The organism is Pseudomonas sp. S49, from assembly GCF_009866785.1.
Lineage (GTDB): Bacteria > Pseudomonadota > Gammaproteobacteria > Pseudomonadales > Pseudomonadaceae > Aquipseudomonas.
In genome coordinates this window covers 2,846,635-2,869,012 of record NZ_CP019432.1, presented here as the reverse complement: position 1 = coordinate 2,869,012, position 22,378 = coordinate 2,846,635, and the positions used below count along the sequence as shown (strand labels likewise).

Annotated in this window: 10 protein-coding genes; 5 read left to right on the top strand and 5 right to left on the bottom strand. The window is 58.6% G+C overall.

Annotated features, from left to right (window positions below):
* The first annotated feature begins 4 nt into the window (after positions 1-4).
* The 5 genes from PspS49_RS12745 to PspS49_RS12725 are packed head-to-tail and all read left to right on the top strand — an operon-like array spanning position 5 to position 5,885.
* A complete protein-coding gene (locus tag PspS49_RS12745) occupies positions 5-949 on the top strand; it encodes a DUF58 domain-containing protein (protein ID WP_127926941.1) in 945 nt (314 codons plus the stop codon).
* Positions 946-1,443 (top strand): DUF4381 domain-containing protein, encoded by a 498-nt coding sequence (locus PspS49_RS12740; RefSeq protein WP_034155614.1) that lies wholly within the window; start codon positions 946-948, stop codon positions 1,441-1,443. Before PspS49_RS12745 ends, PspS49_RS12740 begins: the two co-directional genes overlap by 4 nt.
* Positions 1,436-2,515, top strand: a complete 1,080-nt coding sequence (locus PspS49_RS12735; protein ID WP_160039573.1) for a VWA domain-containing protein — start codon at positions 1,436-1,438, stop codon at positions 2,513-2,515. Before PspS49_RS12740 ends, PspS49_RS12735 begins: the two co-directional genes overlap by 8 nt.
* Complete coding sequence (locus tag PspS49_RS12730; RefSeq protein WP_160039571.1) at positions 2,512-4,251, top strand: tetratricopeptide repeat protein; 1,740 nt, start codon at positions 2,512-2,514, stop codon at positions 4,249-4,251. The genes PspS49_RS12735 and PspS49_RS12730 overlap by 4 nt, the downstream gene beginning before the upstream one ends.
* Positions 4,248-5,885, top strand: coding sequence for a BatD family protein (locus PspS49_RS12725; RefSeq protein WP_160039569.1), 1,638 nt, complete (start codon positions 4,248-4,250; stop codon positions 5,883-5,885). The genes PspS49_RS12730 and PspS49_RS12725 overlap by 4 nt, the downstream gene beginning before the upstream one ends.
* Positions 5,886-5,997: 112 nt before the next feature.
* On the opposite strand, the gene PspS49_RS12720 is transcribed toward PspS49_RS12725, so the two are convergent.
* The 5 genes from PspS49_RS12720 to PspS49_RS12700 form a co-directional block, all read right to left on the bottom strand.
* Positions 5,998-6,300, bottom strand: a complete 303-nt coding sequence (locus PspS49_RS12720; protein WP_007916505.1) for a hypothetical protein — start codon at positions 6,298-6,300, stop codon at positions 5,998-6,000.
* Positions 6,301-6,474: 174 nt separating this feature from the next.
* Complete coding sequence (locus PspS49_RS12715) at positions 6,475-6,927, bottom strand: hypothetical protein (RefSeq protein WP_160039567.1); 453 nt, start codon at positions 6,925-6,927, stop codon at positions 6,475-6,477.
* 204 nt (positions 6,928-7,131) lie between these two features.
* On the bottom strand, positions 7,132-7,434 hold the full coding sequence (locus tag PspS49_RS12710) for a hypothetical protein (RefSeq protein WP_095050112.1): 303 nt from the start codon (positions 7,432-7,434) through the stop codon (positions 7,132-7,134).
* Between the two features lie 253 nt (positions 7,435-7,687).
* Positions 7,688-7,900 carry a zf-TFIIB domain-containing protein gene (locus PspS49_RS12705; protein ID WP_160039565.1) on the bottom strand — a complete coding sequence of 71 codons (213 nt, stop codon included), beginning with the start codon at positions 7,898-7,900 and terminating at the stop codon, positions 7,688-7,690.
* Positions 7,901-8,936: 1,036 nt separating this feature from the next.
* Positions 8,937-22,127 carry a hemagglutinin repeat-containing protein gene (locus PspS49_RS12700; protein WP_160039563.1) on the bottom strand — a complete coding sequence of 4,397 codons (13,191 nt, stop codon included), beginning with the start codon at positions 22,125-22,127 and terminating at the stop codon, positions 8,937-8,939.
* Positions 22,128-22,378: the final 251 nt, after the last annotated feature.

The window sequence follows — 22,378 nt, the reverse complement described above, 5'->3', positions numbered from 1 at the left end:
CCCCATGAACGCCCCCCTGCCGTCCGAACCGGGCATCCGCGTCAGCCTCGCCGAGCTGATCGAGATGCGCCACCGCGTGCGTGAAGTGCAGCTGTTTTCCACGCCGAGTCAGCGCAGCCCGCTGATCGGCCTGCATCACTCGAAATTCCGTGGTCGCGGCGTCGACTTCGATCAGGTGCGGGTCTATCAGGCCGGCGACGACGTGCGCACCATCGACTGGCGCGTCACCGCACGCACGCAGGAGCCGCACACCAAACTGTTCCATGAAGAGCGCGAGCGGCCGATTTTCATTATGGTCGAGCAAAGCACGCGGCTGTTTTTCGGCTCCGGGCTGATGTTCAAATCGGTGCTCGCGGCGCAAGTCGCAGCACTGATCGGCTGGGCCGCGCTCGGCCATAACGACCGCGTTGGCGGGCTGGTGTTCGGTGACAACGAGCACTACGAAATCAAGCCACGGCGCAGCAAACAAAGCCTGCTGCAATTGCTCAACCGTTTGGTCAAGGTCAACCAGTCACTGCACAGCGAGCGTGAGCCGGATCGCGATGCCTTCGGCGTGGCCTTGCGCCGTGCCCGTGAAGTGCTGCGCCCGGGCAGTCTGGTGATCGTCATCTGCGACGAGCGTGCGTTGTCCGACAGCGCCGAACAGCAGCTGAGTCTGTTGTCGCGGCATTGCGATCTGCTGATGTTGCCGCTGTCCGATCCGCTCGATCACGCCCTGCCCGCCGCCGGGCTTTTGCGGTTCGCGCAACGCGGTGCACAACTGGAGCTCGACACGTTGAACTTCGACCTGCGCCAGACCTATCGCGCCCAGGCCGAAGCGCGCATCGCGCGCTGGGAATTGCTCGCGCAGAAGCTGCGGGTATTGCTGATGCCGCTAAGCACGCAAAGCGAAATGGTCGAGCAGATGCGCGAATTCCTCAATCCGCAGCGTCCGGGGAAAGGTCGATGAACGGCCTCGAACAACTGCAACCGCTGATCTCGCCGCCACCGATCGCCTTCTGGCCGCCGGCACCGGGTTGGTGGCTGCTGCTTCTGTTGTTGCCGCTGCTGGGTTTTGCCGTGTGGCGCCTGCGCCGTTTCATTCCGCTGAAGAAGCGCCCGATCGTCCGTGCTGAACAGCCGCTCGACCCGGTGCGCATCGCCGCCCTCGCTGAACTCGCACAAATGCCCAAACCCTACGACGGCGCCCCGGCCGGTGCCTGGCTGCAGCAACTCAACGGCCTGCTCAAACGCCTGTGCCGCAACCACTATCCCTACAGCCAGAGCCACACCCTCAACGGGCGTAAATGGCTGGCCTTTCTCGACAATCGTTGCCCGGCCGCTGGCCTCACGCGCTGGATGGTGCTAGTCGAAGGCGCGTACAAACCGGAATGCAAACTCGACGACAAAGCCATCGCCGGCCTGACCCAAGCCGTCGACACGTGGATTCGCAAACATGTTTGAGTTCGCCTGGCCGTGGATCTTTGTGCTGGTGCCGCTGCCGTGGCTGATGCGTCTGGTGCTGCCGGTCGCCGACAGTGGCGAGCCAGCCTTGAAAGTGAGTTTTCTCGCCGACCTCGAAGGCCTCGCCCGCCGTCGCGCTCGCGCCAATCTGCCTGCATGGCGTCAACAAGCGCCGTTCATGCTCCTGTGGTTGTTGCTGTTGACCGCCGCCGCGCGCCCGCAATGGCTCGGCGAACCACTGCCGATTGCCGCCAGTGGGCGTGATCTGCTGGTGGCGGTGGACGTGTCCGGCTCGATGGATTTCCCCGATATGCAGTGGCAGGACGAAGAAGTCAGTCGTCTCACCTTGGTTCAGCATCTGCTGGGCGACTTCCTTGAAAGCCGCGATGGCGACCGTGTCGGCCTGATCCTGTTCGGCAGCCAGGCCTATCTGCAAGCGCCGCTGACCTTTGATCGCCACACCGTGCGCGTCTGGCTCGACGAAGCGCGGATCGGCATTGCCGGTAAGAACACTGCGATCGGCGACGCCATCGGTCTGGCGCTGAAACGCCTGCGCATGCGTCCGGCGCAAAGTCGTGTGCTGATTCTGGTCACTGACGGCGCGAACAACGGCGGCGAAATCGATCCGCTGACGGCGGCAAAACTGGCGGCCAGCGAAGGCGTGAAAATCTATCCGATCGGCATCGGCGCCAATCCTGAAGACAGCGGCTCAACCGGCCTGCTGGGCGTCAATCCGAGCCTGGACCTCGACGAACCGGCGCTCAAAGCCATCGCCGAAGTCACCGGCGGCCAGTATTTCCGTGCCCACGACGGCAAAGAACTGCAAGCCATCAAAGACACACTCGACCAGCTCGAACCGGTGACTCAACAACCGACCCAGGCGCGCCCGGCGCAAGCCTTGTATCACTGGCCCCTGGCGTTGGCGCTGTGGTTGAGCCTGTTGCTGGTCACCCGTGAATTGTGGCCGGACAACCCGTTGCAACGCCTGTTTACCAAGGAGCTGTATCTGCAAAGTCCGTTGCCTGACTGGCGCGAGCGCCTCAAACGCCTGCGTCTGCGGAGGCGCCGATGATCGCGCTCTGGCCGCACTGGTTCCGTCCTTGGTGGTTGCTGTTGCTACCGCTGCTGGGCTGGCTGATCTGGCAACTCTGGCACCGGCAGAAACGTGCAGGGCGCTGGCAGATGATCTTGCCACCGGCGTTTCATGCCACCCTGCTCAGTGGCGGGAACGGTCGCGACAGCAAACTACCGTGGATTGCCCTCGGCGTGGCGTGGTTGCTGACCATTCTGGCGCTGCTCGGGCCGAGCTGGGAGCGCGTCGAACAGACCAGCCAGAAACCCGCCGACCCGTTGGTGGTGGTGCTGGAACTGACCCCGGAAATGCTCGCCACCGACTCACCACCGACGCGGCTGGAACAGGCGCGGCGTAAGCTCTTTGATCTGTTGCAGGCGCGCAGCGATGCGCAGACCGCGATCGTCGTTTACGCCGGCAGCGCGCACACGCTGGTGCCGCTGTCGGATGACCTCGCGACCAGTCGCAATTTGCTCGACGCGCTCAAACCGTCGTTGATGCCGGAAAGCGGTCATCGCGCCGATCTGGCCGTGAGCAAAGCGCTGGCCCTGCTGAAACAGGGCGCGCTCGGTCAGGGACGAATTCTGCTGATTGGTTCGTCATTGAACGAAGAAGAACGCCAAGGCATTCGCCGCGCACTCAGCGGACAGTCGGCACAATTGTTGATGCTCGGCGTCGGCACTGCCGAAGGTGCGCCAATCGCTCAAGAGGACGGCAGTTTCCTCAAGGACGAACAAGGCGCGATCCGCGTGCCGCAGCTCGACAGCCCGGCCTTGAGTGCGTTCCTCAACAGTGTCGGCGGCGAATACCACCCTGCCCGTCTCGACGAGGCTGATCTCGGCGCGCTCGGCCTGCTCAACGGCCCACGCAGCCTGCGCGACGACGGCCAGACCGTGCGCCTCGATACCTGGGCCGATCAGGGTTACTGGCTGCTGTTGCCGCTGTTGCTGCTCGCGGCGTGCGCCGGGCGACGCGGCTGGTTGTTTTGCCTGCCTTTGCTGTTTTGCTTGCCACAGCCGAGCTACGCTTTTGACTTTGAGGATTTGTGGCTGCGCCCCGATCAACAGGGCCTGCACCTGCTCAAACAAAAACGCCCGGCCGAAGCCGCGCAGCATTTTGACGATCACCAGTGGCAAGGGGTGGCGTTGTACGAGGCCGGCGACTACAGTGGCGCCGCCCAGCGTTTCGCCGAAGGCAGCGATGCCCGCGCCCACTACAATCGTGGCAACGCGCTAGCGAAAAGCGGTGAGCTGGAAGCGGCGATCGACGCCTATGAGCAGGCACTGGAACAGCAACCGGATTTACGTCCGGCGCAGACCAACAAGGCGCTGGTGGAAAATCTGCTCAAGCAGAAAAACGCCCCCCCGCCCGCCGAGCCGGACACCAAGCCAAGCGAGCAGCAAAGTCTGCCGGGCGACGAACCAGCGCCCGCGACCACGCCGCCACCGGCGGTAAAAAGTGAAACCCAGAGCGAAGCGCAACCGAGCGAATCGGCCAGCGAACCGCCACCGACTACACCGCCGCAGCCAGGCCCCAACGAAGTGCCGGGCAGCGACGAGGAAGAACAAACGGACACCGTGCCGACGCTGCGCCCGAGTGAAGACAACCTCGAAGGCGAGCAACGCCAGGCACTGGAACAATGGCTGGGCAAGATCCCGGATGATCCGGGCGAACTGCTGCGACGCAAATTCTGGTACGAACAGCAACAACATCAGGATCAGGAAAACACTCGATGACCCGCTTCACCGCTCTCTTGCTGCCCCTGCTGCTCTGCACGGCCACCGCCCAGGCGGCCGAGCTGACGGCCAGCGTGGATCGCAGTCGCCTGAACTCCGGCGAGACGGTCGAACTCACCCTCGAAACCAGCGACGTCACCCAGTTCGGCAAACCCGACCTGACCGCGCTCGAAGCGTTGTTCGAAGTGCGCGGCACGCGCCAGGTCAACCAGCTCAACACCCTCAACGGTGACAACCGCGCGACCACGCGCTGGATCATCACCCTGCTGCCGAAAGAGAACGGCAGCGTGGTGATCCCGCCGCTGCAACTGGGCGACGCGCAGAGCCAGCCGATCACCGTACAAGTGGTCGAAAGCGACACCCGCGAGAACAAGAACAGCCTTGATCCGGTGTTCATCGAAGCCAGTCTCGATCAGTCCAGCGTCTACGTGCAGGCGCAGGCGATCCTGACGTTGCGCATCTACCATTCGGTGTCGCTGTACGACGACAGCAGCCTGACGCCGCTGCAAATCGCCGATGCGCGCATCGAGCAACTCGGTGACACACGCACCTACGAGAAAGACCTCAACGGTGTCCGTCATGGCGTGATCGAGATGCGCTATGCGATCTACCCGCAACACAGCGGTTTGCTGACCATCGCCCCGCAGACTTTCAGCGCGACACTGGTCGACACGCAGCCGTCTCAGGACGCGAATGCGCAGGGACCGAAACCGGGCAAACTGATGCGCGTCAGTTCCGCCGAAATCCCCCTGACCGTGAAACCCAAACCCCTGACTTATCCGGTCGACGCACCATGGCTTCCCGCGCGCAGCCTAAGTCTCAGCGAAAGCTGGAACCCGGAACCGGAACACACTCAGGTCGGCGATTCGATGACGCGCAGCCTGACCCTGAAAGTCGAAGGCCTCGCCAGCTCGCAACTGCCAGCGCTGCCCGCCACCGACGTCAACGGCCTGCGCCGCTACCCCGATCAACCGGTGCTGAGCAACCAAAGCACCGACCGCGGCATTGTCGGCAGCCGCGAAGAGCGCGAAGCCTTGGTGCCGAGCCGCAGCGGCGCCATCGATTTGCCGACGGTGGACGTGGTTTGGTGGAACACCTTCGAAGACCATCTGGAACACAGCAGCCTGCCCGCGCGCACGCTGCAAGTGGCCAACAACCCGAGCCTGCAAGTCGACACCCCGGCCGGCAATCTGCAAGTGAGCGCCGTCGATAACGACGTGTTGTGGTGGTGGAAACTCAGCACCCTGATCCTCGCCTGCACCACCCTCCTCGGCTTCGGCCTGTGGTGGCGCGCACGCTGGCAACCGGCGGTGCATCGTGCCGCACAAACCGGCCCGAGCCCGCGCACCTTGATGGATGACATCAAGCGCGCGAGCCAGGCGAATGATCCGCAGGCGACGCGGCAGGCCTTGGATGCCTGGGCGCGGCAGCAGCCGGAGACACTGGCGGACATGGCGGCGCGGTTTGTGCCGTTGTCAGATGCGCTGGATGGGTTGAATGGTGCGCTGTACAGTGAGACGGGGCAGCATTGGCAGGGTGAGGATTTGTGGCGGGCGATCCGCACGATTCCAGCGGCGGAACGGGTGCAGGATCCGGTGGGTGATAGCGGGTTGCCGCCGCTTTATCCGAAGTAAAAGCAAAAGATCGCAGCCTTCGGCAACTCCTACAGAGGGTATGTGTAGGCGCTGCCAAAGGCTGCGATCTTTCGATTTTGCTTTAGGGATAACAGGCAGAAGACAATCGGAATCAATAGTCGAATTTCGTTTTCACTTGTTCGCCTTCGCGATAGGAGAGAACAAATGCCTTCCAGGGCTCACCGCGAGCGACTGCATGCTCGTGTAATTTTTCTACAAGCGCATAGATTTTCGAATGATTGAAATCAGTTTCAGCGTCCCAGATTTCTGAGCCATTTTTTTCAACGGCGAGGTCTGCCTCCATATAGTTACCCCCCCATTCAACGCGGTATCGAAAGGCGTCATAACCGTGAACAATTCCGGCCTCAACCAGCTGAAAAATAGCTGTCACAAGTTCAAAATCTTCAGCAATCACTCTCTCACCTCCGGAAATTGATTGTTCCAATCATCCCCTCTTCTAAATGTGTGCGGAAAAACTCGACACAGTTGGCCTCGACATCCTGTCAACTTCAATCGCCCAATCCCAAGCAACTAGTTCAACCGCAGAACCGGCAGAACCGGGGCAGAACCGGGGACAGCCCACGTTTATTTAAACGTAGTCTTCCCCATTTACCGCAGAACGAACATGTTCCGCAAGTCCAATTAAATCCTTGTATGCCAGCGGAGCAAGTAAAGGTTCATGAATGGACAAATAGACCGCTGCCGTCATGTTTGCTTGCAGAGCACACTCACCCACCTCCCACATCCTTGACGGTGCAATCATCCAGTTAATCCCGGGTAGCCCTTCGCGTGACCGGCCAACAATCGACCATGATAAAGCCCCCTTGTAGCCTTCCACGGCGACCTTCAACTTGTCGATATCAACCTTGCTAATACACTCAAACCTGAAAGCGATGAAGGGTGGCAGCGCAGAATGATCCTCCCGCTGCATTTCATTCCCCACCCTTACTTTTGGAAAACGCTGTTGATACTTTTGCCACTCCAATACGCCAATTCCAGCAATAACAGTCAGGAGATGGCCTTCTTCATTCACAACTGTCATAAATTAAAGACCTTTGATCCCTCGAGACAGACCACGTTTATTTAAACGTGGTCTGTCCCATTATCCTCCGGTATGAAGGAGGAAACGCTTCGAGATGCTGCCACGAAGCGCAGGCAACGAAGTAGTTCAAATGCAAAAAAACGGACGGCGAGTGCCGTCCGTGGTTCCGGACATAAGGTCACGTTTTGAAAAGACTTGGGTGAATCAATAATTGAATTTGGTCTTCACTTGCTCACCGTCGCGATAAGACATGACAAAAGATTTCCAGGGCTCGCCACGCTGCACGGCATTCGCCTTTAAATCTTTTGCCAAAAAATACACGTCGGAGACATCGAAATCGATTTCAGCGTCCGTTACCTCAACTCCGTCTTTTTCGACTGTCAGTTCGGCCTCCATGAACCCTTCACCCATCTCTATCTCGTAACGGAAGGCGTCGTATCCGTGAACAATACCCTCGTGGACCATCTGAAAAATTTTTTTGACGATTTCTAGATCATCTGTAATCACTCGATTATCTCCGGTATTTTTCGGGCTTCGTTCTCAAACACTACAGACTTGGTCTTGCCATCAATCGTGCAGAACCGGGGACAAACCACGTTAATTTAAACGGGGTCTGTCCCTTTTATCCCACTAACGCCGGGAAGCTAGCGTGGGAATTTACACCAACTCCCAGAGCAGGCTATACCGCACTGTCATCTAGGGCAGGCTTGTCCCTAACGACACGTTGACCTTTTCACTCCTCGCCCGAAATTAATTAAACTCATATTCTTTCAGCAATAATCTCTAGCTCTTCCCATATTCCGGCAAGGCCAATACTATTCATGTAAGTAGCGTAATCCAGAAAAGGCACAACCCCGATTTCTTCGATCTTGAACCACGTTGCATCACACTCCGGACAAGTGAAAATAACAGCTTCGGTTACTTTGATTTTCGCCTTAACAACATAGTCCTGCTGACATCTTGGGCAAAGCATACAAACCTCTTCAGGAGTAAAACGGGGACAAACTACGTTTTCGGAGTACTTTCTAAACGTGGTCTGTCCCCATCATTTCCCATCATTTACCCGTATGTCTCAAGAAACCCCTTGTCACTCGATTCAACGGTAAGCACTGCTTCTTCATACCCCTCAAGGTCATCGCTCAGCCAGGTTTCCCCTGGGCGCAGCAGATGAAACTTCACCGTCGCATCGAATTCTTCACCCGAAATGACTCCCTGCAGTGTAAAACGGGGACAGACTACGTTTTCGCAGTACTTTCTAAACGTGGTCTGTCCCAATATCCTCCCAGCCAGAGGATAAGGCCCGTTAATTCGAGTTCTTTCCATAATCAAACCCTTCGGGAATGTCAGGCCAAACTGGTTTTACGAGCAACGCATCCAGATCGTCATAGATATCCCTGAAAAAATTCGCAAGATCCATGAAATTCAAGCGGAACCGGGGACAGACCACGTTTATTTAAACGTAGTCTGTCCCATTTATCCCTCTGAACACTTCGAAGCCCTGCCCAACAGGCTGCACGCCTGTGCTCTGACCAGAGTTCCATTCAGCGGCCCTACCGCGCCGAACAGCAAAAATGCAAAGTCCACCTGCCAACCTCCTGAAAACGCCCGCCAAAAAGGGTCTGGAAGATTAATTTTTCATCAGAGATCGAACACAGAGTAAAACGGGGACAGACTACGTTTTCGGAGCACTTTCTAAACGTGGTCTGTCCCCATTTACCCATTTAAATGTGATCTGCCCCATTATCCTCCGCCCTATTATTCTCCTCAGTTGCTACTGGCCCCCAATATCCGCGAAAAGGAGGTTGCGGCGCAACCAATCTCCAAACCTCTGCGGAATCACAACACTTGAACCAAAACTCATCAAATCCAGGTCCAGCGTAATCATCTAATACGCGAACACTTTCTACTCGACCATTTACTACTTGGTTATTGATCCAAACAACAAATCGACGGTATTCGTCCGGCGAAAAAAAGCTCTCTATTACTTCCCAGCCACAGCCCGCCATACTTTATCTCACCCAGGATGGATCAATTTTGAAGTCTTTTGGAAAAAGAACCTGACTTCCCCCTCCCACAAGCCCTCCCTGAGGGGCGGCTACACCTTCAAAATACTTAGTACCTGCTGGAACTTCAATCTTCACCACATTTACCGCCGTATTTCCCCATTGAGGATTCAAAGCACTGTCTATGATCGATTGCACAGGGCCTGTCGGTTTTGTCGCGGTCCAATAAGCCCCAAGCTCCTTAGCCGAGCCTCCATATACCCGATACAAAGTTGTCGGTTTCTGAGTTACGACCTCTGCGTAGGTAGCGCTCCGGAACGTGTCTGCAATCGAAGCTGGCAGAGGACCTTGATTGAGCGGGTTGTATTGATTGAGTAGTTTCCCGCCGCTAGGCATGACAACTGACTTCAGATTGCCCGCGCTGTCCAATTCCAAACGCGCGATTGTTGCTCCAATCTCTGCTCCATCTTTTCCTAAAAGTTGGCCCAAAGTTTTACTCGAAACGGTTACTCCCACCTTCCCTAAAGCGGCGGCTCCCTTTGCCAGACCACCTACGTCCGATACAACGCCACCGACGGTATACAAAAGCAAACCTAGATCGCGTCCAAGCTGCAACGCCTGATCGGTTCCACCAAACTCCAGTGCGTACTCCATCCTACCAATAGTCGCGAGCAAACTGTCCACCGCGGCATTACCAAGCTTGGCTCGCAGCGCTTCGCTTTCGACAATTTGTCGTAGACCGCTGAGACTCTCCAACGGACTTGCCAAGAAGCCCGATAGGCCATCCAGATCCCTCCAGCCACCTTCCTGCAGGCCAATGATTACACCAAGGCCTGTAGCCATATCTTGGGTGCTATCAACGCTCGCCCACTTCCGCCATATCTTTATCTTTTCAATAAGACTTGGCGCTGCTTCCAGCTCTTTATCTCTTTGTATTTTCTGCTGCGTTGCCAACCAGTTGTTATCAACGTTTGCAATCGCAGCGTTGTTGGCCGTCGCTGCACCGCTTGGATCGCTAGCCGCAGCAATAGCGGTCACCAGGCTGGTGATGAGGTTGCGCTTGGTTTCGCGATCCGCAGCTGTTTCGTTTGGATCAGGGTCCGCAAACAGTGCTGTCAGCACACTGGCTGCCGCTCCACCCAACGCACCCGCCGAACAGCTTTGGCTACTGGCAGCAGCGCCTGCGCAACCAAGAATCGCATGCAAGCCTGCGTGTACCGGGCTGCCCTCTTTGAGTCCCTTGAGGACCAATTGCCCGATGTAATCCGATCCCTGCTGCTGGACGTAATTGACCACCATGTTTTGCGCGAACTGCGCGCTAGTACCGGTGACACCGCCGGTGATCCCGGCGACCAACGCGGTAGTGATCTGCCGATAAGTGCCTCCAGGCCCCCAGTTCTTGTTGATGTCCTTGATTTGCTGAGTGAGCTCTACATATTTTTCATGATGGGCATCCTTTTTTTCCTGCGAAAGGCTGTCGTCATGTGCTGCGAGGTACTCTCTTTCAGCCTCCTTCTTCTTGCTATCAGCTTCGTTTGCACGGTTTTCGATAAACTGCGAAACATTCTGCACAAACTTGCCGACGATTTCGAAATCCACGCCAATTTCCTGGGCGTCGAAAATCGGCTTGAGCTTGTTGCTGCCGTCACGGTCGCTGGACACATCCGTATTGATCGCGGCTATGGTTTGCTCAGCTGTTTTGCCGGTTAATTCCTGTTGTTTGGCACCGTTGGTGATGGTGACTGCAGCACCGCTGATCCCGCTGTGCGTGGTGCTGCTTGAATCACCGCTGGCAAACAGGACGATCGGTGTATTGGCGTTCGCACCTTCCTTGGTGCTTACGACCGGCCCGCCTCGGGTCGGGGTACCACTGGCATTGCCGCCGCCCTTCACATTGAAGCCGTAGCCGCCGCTGAGATTGATGCTACTGGCGTCGTACTCGGCCTTGTTCTTGATATCAGAACTCGTCAGCGTGCCAGTGCTCAGGGTGTTTTTGCCGTCGGCGACCGCTTTGTCGGTGCTGGCGATTATCGCCCCGACCAGATCAGTATTGCCCTTGACCTCAACCTGGAAGCCGCCGTCGCCGGCCTTGATGCCCGATTGCTCGGACACACTGGCGTACTCGCTTTGCATGTGCTGCGCAGCAATACCGCCGCTGACGCTGCTGGTGCCGTAGCAGAACGGCGGTATACAGACACTCAGGCCGACGTTCGCACTCATCTGTTTGGAGGTATAGGTGCTGGTGTCCTGCTGACTCTCGACATTGAGGTCACCGCCGACTTTTACCTTGACCGTTTCACCGGTGGCGACAGCGCCTTTGATGTTGGTGTCGCCACCGCTCTCCAGGTTGAGCGTATGACCGGACTTGATCGAGGTGTTGGTGTGAGTGACGTCATCGCCATCGCTATTGCCCCGTCCCACGTTGGCGGCGAGTTCGAAGGTGAAGCCGTTGCTTTCACCGAAGCCAAAACCGATGCCTGCGCTCCAGCCGCTGTTGCTGTTGGCGCTTTGTTGATGTGCGGTGTTTTGTGCGGACAACAGATTGATTTCGCCGTCAGCTTTCAGGCTGACATCGCCGCCGCCTTCGATTCGGCTGCCTACGACATTGATGTCACTGTCAGCACCGGCTCCCGTTGCAACGATGTTGACGTTGCCACCCGCGACAACATCGCTGGCAACCACATTGCGGCCGCTCTGGCTGCTGTTCATTTTGCTCTGGCTGTTGCTCAGATTGACACTGACCTTCACCCCGCCCACCGGGTTCTGCATCATCGCCTGTCCGGCATCCAGCGCCTGATTGGCACTCATGGCGGCGTTCACCGCTGCCAGTGCGACCATTCGATCATCGCTGGTTTTCTGCGCCGCTTCGCCCATTTGCTGAATGCCACGCAGGGCATCGACCAGCGGAATGCTGACGGTGCCGCCGATTGCCGTGCGGCTGGTGCTCGCGGTTTTATTGGTGTTGAGCGTGTCGAATCCGGCCTCGATATCGACATGCTTGGCTTTGATGCTGATGTCACCCTGAGGGGTGACCAACTGGCTCGCGCTCTGGGTGTAATGATCCCCGGCGGTCAGGGAAATATTGCCGCCGAGGGAGGCGATTTGACTGCCCGACTGGCGCGTTGAAGTGCTGTCATCGGTTTCTTTGGTTTTGACGATCCCGGTCGCGCCTTGCCACCAGGAGCCCACCTCGCCGACTTTTTTACTGCCGGATTTCGAGCTGGACGACGCCGAGTTCTCTGCACTGGTGATTTCCAGATTTCGCCCGGCATTGATGCCAATATTCTTGTCGGCCACCAGCGTGCTGCCTTCAACAACAGAATCACGGCCACTGTTGATCTGAATGCTGCCAGCGCTGATATCGCTGCCGATGCTCTGTGTGGATGATTGCTGTGATTGCTGGGTTTTCTGCGTATTGGAGAGCCAGCCGGTAACTGTCATCCCGGTCTTGCTGGAGCTCTTGGACTGACTGGATGTCTGGGTTTCTTCAGCGGTGCCGATCAGAACATCATTGGCCGCTGTCAGCTTCACTTCGTTTTCCGCGCGCAGGGCAGCCGCTTGCAAAGTGATGTCGTGACTCGATTTGAGCTCGATATCCTTGGCGCTGAGTTCGGTGCTGTTCAGACGTGTCTGCGTCTGCTCACTGCTGCTGGACTTGCTCTTGTTCCAGCTTTTCTTCGATGACGCGTTGGCTTGGCTGTAAGAATCTTCAGCAGCCAACAAGTTGATGTCGCGCCCCGCGGTAGTAAGCAAAGTCCCATCACTGTTGAGCTTGGCTCCGGTCAGATTAATGTCCTGACCTGCCGACACCACCAGCTTGGTACCCGCCTCGACTGTCGAACTGACGGACAAGACCGTCTCGCTTTCACTCATCGTCGATTTCTTCTTGCCGAAGGAGCCCTTTTTGGTTTTCGAGTAGTAGTCGTAATCGACGTCTTCTGCCGTCGCGATATTGACGTCATCACCAGCGAACAAGTACGCCTCGTTGCTGGCGCTGATGCGACTGGCAATCAGGTTCAGGTCTTTGCCGGCGCTGGCAGCAATGTCACGGCCCGAGCTGATAACGCTCGATTGCTGGGAAACATTGAGGGATTCGACCTGCGTGCGTTTGCTGCGCGCTACATACTCGCTTTCATTCGCCGCGGAAGTCACCAGCAAATCGTTGCCCGCATTCAGGTTGACATCGCGCTTGGCATCCAGCCGACTGGCCACAATCGCCACGTCCCGATCAGCACTGATCGACAGATCCCGCCCGGACTTCACTTCAGCGCCGTGCTGAGTGATCGTCTGATTGAGGTAACTGCCGCCCCGTGCATCGGTGCTGCGATTCTGCACCGAGGTGATGTTCACATCGCGATCAGCATCCAGCTTCATGTCTTGGCCGCTTTTCAGCACCCCGCCGATGTTGTTGATGTCCTGCCCAGCCTTGATCGTAAGATCATTGGCCGCTTCGATCCGCGCAGCGTTATCCAGATAGTCACGGTGGTACACACTGCCACCGCGGCTGACATCGACACTGGTCACATCACGCTGGTTGATCACACTGCCGTTGGTGGCCGTCAGGCTGACGTCCTTGCCGGAGATGATGCCGCCGGACTTGTTGATGATGTCGTTGCCGGCCTTGAGCGTGAGGCGTTCGCCAGCTTCGATCAGTCCGGTGTTGGTGAGGTTGTTACCGGCTTCGGCCGACAGGTTGTTGGAGGCTCGCAGCGTGCCGGCGTTATCGAGGTTGACGCCAGCGATCAGAGTGACGTCGCCGCCCTGAATCAACGCCCCGTTCGGCGCCAGTCGGTTATTCGCCTGGGCCAGATACAGCACCGGCACCAGCACTTTTTCACCATTCACTTCGTGCTCTTCGAGCCAGACGATGTCGTGGGTCAGTGCCGCCACTTGTTGCGCGGTCAGGGTGACGCCCACTGACAGGTTGAGCTGATCCTTGCTGGCGATGGCGTTGTTCATCAGGTACTTGAACATGCCTTCGTCAGAGGTCTGGCCGTCGATGAAGCGTTGGCCGGTGCGGGCCACCACGGCCTGCTGGACCATGCGCTGCTCGAACAGGCCATCGCCCAGACGTTTGGCGCTGGTGTCGGGGTCGTAACCGAGCTTGCCCAACAGATAGTCCGAGCTCATGAACTGCTTGAGGTTGGTCAGCACCGGGTTGGTTTCGATCAGGTATTTGTGCGGATTGGAGCGCACGCTGGTGTCGGGCAAGCCTTGTACGCGCGGTACGTCAAAGGAAGGGCTGCCACGGCCAGGCACCAGCACACCGACCGGACCGTCAGCCGCAGTTGCGCCCACGTTGAACTGAGCCGTTCTGTCGTTGAGATTCAGCGAAGCGGCATCACTCAACGCCAGATCGCGTTTTTTCATCGAGACCGGAGCGTCTTTGTCGATCTGGAAATCGGTCGCATGTCTGACCGGCATTCCGGTGGTATGTCCAGAGGATGCAGCCGTGATCGAGCCGATCGTCCAGTCTTTGATCGGCGAGATCGATTGTTCGCTGCCGTCCTTGCGGCTGAGTCGAAACAGACCGTTATCGCCGGTTGGCAGGGTGAAGCCCGGCAAGGCCAGCGGGTTGACCTGTTGTTGGGCGAGGTCTGGCGGTAGCTGTGAGTTGATGCGGATGACGGTCGGCGTGACCTGGCCGGCCAGTTGGGTGGAACCCAGACGCGATGCGCCGGCGGCCGATGCATTGCCGTTGCGAACCACGCCATTGTCGAGTTTGTTCGTGGCGTTTATGTAAACGGTGCCGCCTGCTTGAACTACAGCGTTGGCATTGGCTGTCGGGCTACTTTCGGTGATGGTGTTTTGGGTAAAAGCCGCGTTCTTGACAACGTCAGGAGCTTCTACGCGCACCCCACTGCTATAGCTCGGCGCGGGAAAAGACAACTTACCGTCGTAATCGAGAAGGATCGAACCGAACAGGAAGAAATTTGCCGCTTCACCCCCAGAGTGACGGCCTCCCACCGTGGTCAACGTTTCGACGTTGTCCTTGTTCCAGGTATGGAGGTTGGGAATCATCTTGATTTTCCCGTCGGAAACCCCCGTCTTGCCGGAATCGTAATCCGGATCATTGGCAGCGTTGTAATTGAGGACAGACCTCCAGAAAGGCACATCGAAACGCCCTGGCGCAGCGAACCAGCGAGTGACCATGTATTCGCCGACACTGGCGCCCTTATTCGAGAAGTCCTGAACGTTAAGTGTCATATCGCGCCCGGCACTGACCACCGAGGCGTTATTGATGAACTCCCGCCCGATACCGGTCAGGTTACGACCTGCGGTCAATGTGCCTGACGCCGAATCCTGAACGACGGTTGCCTGATATTTTTCGACCCACACCATGTGGCTTGGCAGGCGGGTTTCGTAAAAAATGTTACGGAAATCGGTACAGGTTTCGCATCGAACTCCGATGGCTCCGGAGATAAGTGCCCCGCCGGTTACTTCAAACACATCCTTGCGGTTCTCGATGTGATCAGCCGCCAGACTCAGATCACCAACGCTTTCGATGGTCGCCGAAATGTTATTGATCGATGAACTCCATCCATTGCTGTCATCGCGGGCAATGCTGATGTTGCCCATGCCGTAAATATCGGCATAACGGTTGGTGAGCGAACCCACGCGCAGGTTCATGTCGCGGCCGCTGAAGATCAGCCCGTTCTGGTTGAGCAACGAATCACTGTTGATCCGCAGATTGCCGGCGCTGCCCAAGGTACCGTTGTTGACCAACGACGCGGCGTTGACGGTCAGACTGTCGACCGAGGTGAGTCGGCCCAGATTGGTCAGGTTGCCACGGCTGGTAATCGTGGCGGTGGAAGCTCCGGTGATGCTCGCCACATTGCTCAAGTCAATGCGCGAAGCAGTAAGCCCCAGATCGCCGACGCTGCTCACCCGACCGTTGCCGCCATAGTTGCCGGAGAGCTGGATATCCATGTTGCCATCGCTGGCAATCAAGCCTTCATTCGTCCAGTTACCACCACGCCCCACCAGTTGATTGGAAGCCAGCAACTGCCCACTCGCAGTCTGCACAAAATTGCCGACATTCACCGTCAACCGCCCGGCCTGAATCACGCTGCTGTTGGTCCAGCTGTCCGCGTTCAGCGTCAGGCCGCCACGGGTCACCAGCGAGCCGCCGGCGTTCATCACGTTGGCGGTGGAGATGCCGAATTCACCCAGACCGACATGCGTTACTGAACCACCGGCATTGAGAAAGCTCGGGGCTGCAAGGGTGAAATCGGTGTTGGCGGTTTCCACCAGACCGTTGCGGTTGTCGAACAGGCTGCCGATCTGGAAATCGGTTTTGCCGCTGGTGCCGAGCGCGCGCAGTTTGCCGCCCTGGTTGTCGAGATTGGCGGCGCGAATCGCCAGTGTGCTGGCGCTTTCGATCAGGCCGCTGCGGTTGCTCAAGTTGCCGTCGGCACCCAGCTCGATGCTGCTGCCGCTGATCTGGCCGTTGTTGTTGCTCATCAGGCCGGCGATGGTTTTCACCACGCCTTTGGCATAGATCCCGCCGCCGCTGTTATCGAGGGTGTTGCCGCCGGCGTTGAGCAGGATGTTGCCGGTGTTGGCCGCGATGCGCCCGCTGTCGCTGTAGATACCGCCCAGTGCTTGCAGGTCGAGGCGGCTGCCTTCGATCTTGCCGCCCTGACCGTTGCGCAACACGCCGCTCAGACGGGTTTGCAGCAAACCGTTAAGGCTTGAGAGCACCCCGCCACGGCTGTCGAGGCTGGCAGCGTTGAGGGTCAGGTCGCCGTTCTGGGCGATAATTTTGCCGCCCTGGTTGTCGATCGCGCCGTTGCCGGTGTTCACGGTCAGCGCGGTCATGCTTTGCACCGCGCCTTTAGCGTTGTTCAGTGCGGCGGCGGTGATGGACACGCCGGCATCGCGGCTGGAGAGCAGGCCGTCGGCGTCGTTGCGCAACGTGCCGCCGGCGGTGAGGTCCAGTTGGCCGTTGGCCGAAACGGTGCCGCGTTGGCTGTTGTTCAGATCGCCGCTGGTGAGCAGGCTCAGCAGAGTCTGGCTGATCAACTGGCCGCCCTGGTTGTCGACGCTGGCAGCGCGTTTGATCAGCAGCGCAGCGCCGCTGCCGAGTGCGCCATTGACGTTGGTCAGGGCGCCGAGCAGATCGAGGGTGACGCTGTCGTCACCGACCAGACTGCCCTTCGTATTGTTCAGCGGGCCGCCGGTGAAGGTCAGGGCTTTTTTCGCCATGACGTTGCCGGAGGTGTTGTTCAGGCTGGCCGCGCGGACGTCGAGGGTGTCGCCACTTTTGATCAAGCCTCCGGCAGCGTTATTGATCGCGCCGCCGGCCATGGTCAGGGTTTGTTTGCCGTCACTGCTGACCGTGCCGGCGCTGTTGTCGAGACTGGCGGCGGTGATGGTCACTTCGCCGAGGCCGCCGATGCCGCCCTTGCTGTGGTTGAGCAGTGCGCCGCTGAGGTCGATGTTGACGTTGCCGAGCTGGCTGGAGATCGCGCCTTCCAGGCTGTTGTCGAGGGTGCCGCCGCTGAGGCTCACGCCTTTCCAGCCGGAGAGCAGACCGTTCTGGTTGTTCAGGTCGGCCGCTTTTACGGTCAGTTGATCGTTGCTGATCAGGTTGCCGCCGCGGTTATCGAAACGGTTGCCGGTGAGGCTGAAGCTGTTGACGCTGGAGATTTCGCCCTGCTGGTTATTCAGGTCACGCAGGGTGGCGATGCTCAGCACGCCTTTGCTGTTGATCACGCCGTTCTGGTTATTCAGGTCGCGCAGATGGGCAATGCTCAACCCGCCTTTGCTGCTGATCACACCGTCCTGGTTATTCAGATCCTGCGCGCTGGCGCCCAGATCCATATTCAGGCCTGAGACACCGACCAGCGTGCCGCCCTGATTGTTCAGGCCGGTGCTGTTCAGGGTCAGTTGTTGTGCGGCGCGAATGCTGCCCTTGTTCTGGTTGTTCAGCAGGCCATCGACGCTGACCTCGATGTCGCTGTCACTGAGCAACACACCGCCGTCGCTGTTATCCAGACTTTCCGCGCGAACCTGCAATGCAGCGGCGGCAATCGTGCCTTTGATCGAGGTCAGTGCATTGTCGAGGGTCAGGGTGAGTTTCTGGTTGCTCAGCAGTTGCCCGCCGCTGTTGTCCAGCGACTTGGCGATCAGTTCAAAAGCCTGGTCGCTGGAAATCTCGCCGCCACGGTTGTTCACGTCGGTGAGGTTTTTCAGCAGTAACTGGTCCGGCGCGTTAATCACGCCGCCCTGGTTATTCAGCGCGCCGCCGTTCAGATCGACGCTGACAGTCCCGCCGCTGAACAGCTTGCCGCCCTGCTGGTCGAGGCCCTGGACATTGGCGGTCAGTGTCTTGCCGGCGCCGAGGCTGCCACCGGTATTGGTCACCTGAGCGGCAGTGATGTCGACGTGGTCGTCAGCGTAAATGTTCGCCTGGTTGTTGTTGAGTGCACCGGTGTTGATGCTGAGATTGGCCTTGCTGCTGATCACACCTTTTTGCTGGTTATCCAGCGCGCTGCTGTTGAGGGTGAGATCGCCATCGGTCAGCAGGCTGCCGCCCTGGTTGCTGATGGCGCCACGCGTGTCGACGGTCAGCGCTTTGGCGCTGGAGACCGTGCCGGCGTCGTTGTTGAGGCTAGCGGCGTTGATCGCCAGGGCGCCTTCGTTGACGAGGCTGCCCTGTGCGTTATTCAGATCCCCGGAGAGATTGATCGCGAGGTCTTTCTGGCTGGTCAGGCGACCACTGTTTTCCAGCGTCTCGCCGCTCAGCGTCAGCCCGGTATCACCGGACAGCAGGCCTTTATTGCGGTTGATGACGTCGTTGACCGTCAGCGCCAGATTGCCGCCGGCGAGCATGTAGCCGCTGTCGCTGTTATCGAGCCAGGCGCCGATCAGGCTGACATCGCTCTTGCTCGACAGCTCGCCGCTGCGGTTGTCGACACGCTCGACGTTGAGCTTCAGCGCATTAGTCGAACCGATCAGACCTTCCTGACGGTTATCCAGACTCGCGGCCGTAATCGTCAGGCCGTTGTCGGCGATGACCACACCGTTCTGGTTATCGAACATTCCGGTGACGCGGAAATCGACATCACCGCGTACACGAATGTCACCGCTGTTGTTGTTCAGACTGTCGCTGCGACTGTCGAGGCTGGCGGAAGCGATCACACCTTTGACGTTGCTCAGCGCACGCTCGATGACCAGGGTGAGCTTTTCGTTGCTGAGCAGTTTGCCGTCGTCGTTGTCCAGGCTTTGCGCGTTGACACTCCAGGCCTTGGCGGCGGAGATTTCGCCGGCGCTGTTGTTGACGTCCTTGAGGTTTTTCAGCAGCAACTGGCCCGGCGTATGGATATTGCCGCGCTGGTTATTGAGCAGACCGTTGTTCATGTCCAGGGTCAGGTCGCCGTTGCTGAACAGCTCGCCGCCGTCCTGTTCCAGCGAGGTCACCGACGCCTCGAGTTTCTGCTGACTGCCGAGGCTACCACCGGAGTTGTCCAGGTGCGCGGCGGTCAATAATAGTGAGCCATCGGTGGCGATACTGCCGCCCTGTCGGTTCTTCAACTCACCGGTGGTCAGGGTCGAATCGGCCTTGGCACTGATGATGCCGTTGTCGCTGTTATCCAGACTGCCACTTTTAAAGGTCAGGCCTTTCTGCGAAACGATCAGGCCGCCCTGACTCAGCACGGAACCGCTGGCGGTCAGCGCCATCGCTTCAAGGCTCGACAGTTTGCCCAGACGGTTGTCGAGGCTGCCGGCGCTGAGGGTCATCTGCCCTTCGCTGCTGATCAGGCCTTGCTGGTTGTCCATGGTCTCGTCAAAGGTCAGCCCGAGAGTGTTCTGGCTGACGATGCGCCCGCCAACGTTGCTCAGGCCGATGCCGCTGAGGGTGCTCGCGCCTTTGCTGAAAATCAGGCCGTTGCTGGCATTGATGATCTGCGCGACCTTCAGCGCCAGCGTGGTGTCGGACAGCACCTTGCCGCCATCGCTGTTGTCCAGCCGTGCGCCGTTGATGTGCAGGTCCAGCTGGCTGGAGAGTGTGCTGGCACGGTTGTCGATCTGCTCGACATTGACGGTCAAAGTCTTGAGCGAACCAACCAGACTGTCCTGATGGTTGTTGAGGGTTTTGCCGGTCAGCAACAGGTTGCCTTCGGCGACCAGTTCACCGTGTTCTTGATTGAGGCTGTCGATGTTGGCGTCGATATCGCCCTTGGTGGAAATCCGTCCACCGTCGTTGGTCACGGCTTTGGCTTTGAGGCTCAACAGACCGGTTGCGGTGAGCAGGCCGCCATTGCTGTTATCCAGCGTGTTGCCGTCGAAGGTCAGCGCGGTTTTGCTTTCGAGGCGGCCCTTGTCGCGGTTGTCCAGGTTGTCGATCAGCAGTTTGGCAGCCTGATCGGCGCGAATCGTCCCGCCGCGGTTGTCGGTGTTGGCGCTGCTGACGGTCAGGGTGTTGAGGCTGGAAATCTTGCCGGCACGGTTATCCAGGCGCGTGGCCTGCACGTCCATGGCGCCGTTGGCCTGGATCAGGCCCTTGTTCTGGTTGTTCAGTTGCTCGCGGATCCGCGTGGTCAGTGTGCCTTCGCTGGTCAACTGGCCTTGCTGGCTATTGTCGAGTTGTTGGGCTTTTAGCGTGAGGGTCTGTTTGGCGCCGATCTTGCCGGTGCGGTTGTTGATCGCGCCGAGGGCGCTGATGTCGAGCAGACGGCCGGCGCTCATCAGGCCGGCAACGTTGTCCAGCGAGGTGACGTTGAGAACCGCGTCGGTCTGGCTGCTGAGTTCGCCGTTGCTGTTGATCAACTGGCCGATGTTGGCGGCAAGAATGGCGTTGCTGTTGATCACGCCTTGGCTGTTGAGCACCTGCGCGGCGTTTAGGTTCAGGGTGGTGTTGCTCTGCACTTTGCCGGCGTTGCGGTTGTCCAGTGTGCCGGCAGTAATGGCCGCGGTTTGCCCGCTGAGCGTGCCGCCCTGGTTGTTCAGGGTTTGCGCGGTGTTGACCGTCAGACTGCGGCTGGCGGTGAGGCTTTTGCCGGTGTTGTCGAGGTTCTGCGCGGTGATACTCAGATCGCCGTTGGCATTGCGGCTGCCGTCGGTATTGACGCCGGCATCGATGGCGCCGGCGTTGGTCAGTTGGCCGCCAGCACTGAGGTTAATGCTGTCGCGAGCCGCGAGGGTCTGGCGGTTGGTCAGGTTGCCCTGGGTTTGTACGTTGAGCGCGGTGCCGGCGTAGACCGGGCCGCGTGCATCAAGGCTCGCGGCCTTGACGTTGACTGCGCCGGTGGCCGAGGTGTCGACCAGACTCAACTGGCCGTTGGCATCCAGTTGAATATCACCGCCGCTGGCAATCAGCTTGCCGTCGAGTTTCACCCCGACCCCGGCCTCGGTGCCAACCAGTTTGATCGCGCCAGCGTACATGCCGCCCAGCGCCGAGGAATCGATGGCCAGTTGCGGTTTGCTGCTGCCGTCATCGGCGCGGGCCGTGGCATCGAGGGTTTGTGCGTTGACGTCATTGCGACCGGCAACGATGGTCAGGTTCTGCGCCTGAAGTTGCGCGTTGATCTTTGCGCTGCGGGTGATGATTTCGAAGCGGTCGACATTGGTCGCGTTAAGGCCCGCGCCTTCGATGGCCACCGAACCCTGATCAACCTGAAAACGGTCTAGCCGACCGTTGTCGAGCACCGGTTTGCCGGTGGTCAACGTGACGCGCGGCGAGTTGATAAAGCCGCAACCGTTGCAGGTAATGCCATAAGGGTTGGCAACGATGACCCGCGCCGACTGCCCCGCCACTTCGGTGTAGCCGCGCAGCTGGCTCGGGTTGCCGCTGATGACTTCGTTGAGAATCGCCTGCGCCGAACCGCTGTTTTTCAGGTTCGGGTTGTCGATGATGTGCCCGCCCAGCTGGGTGAGATTGTTCTGCGTCGAGCCGTTGTTGAGGATCAGCCCCTGCGCACCGACGTTGTAGTCGTAGAACTGGTTGTGCGACAGGCCGCTGGCATTGGGCGTGGCGATATTGATGATCGGCACGCCGTTACCGGCGCGATCCAGCGAGGTGTTGGGGTTGGCCACCACAATGCCGTCGGCCTGCGCCCACATCGGTTGCCAGAACATGACGTTCGCCAGCAGGAACGCCAGGCCGCGCTTGGGCATGCCGAGGAATGACTCGCGGGATTTCACGGCAGCAGCAGGCTGACGAGCGAGAAAGGCGTACTGGCGAACGTCCATGTTGAAGATCTCTTTACAACGGCAGTAATAGTTGGATTGACGGCAGGCGCACTACCTGCTGACTGGCACCCACACGGGTGCCAATCAGAGCCAATAACGGGTAAAGGGAGATAACGTCAGAGCGCAGTCAATCACGGAGCAGATCGCGAAACGCCCCATTGCACCCCGGTAGTAGCGTATTGATATCAACATCGTGGCGCGATATTAGATGGCCACTATTTTGGCGTCAATTTTTGAATCACTTGAGCCGT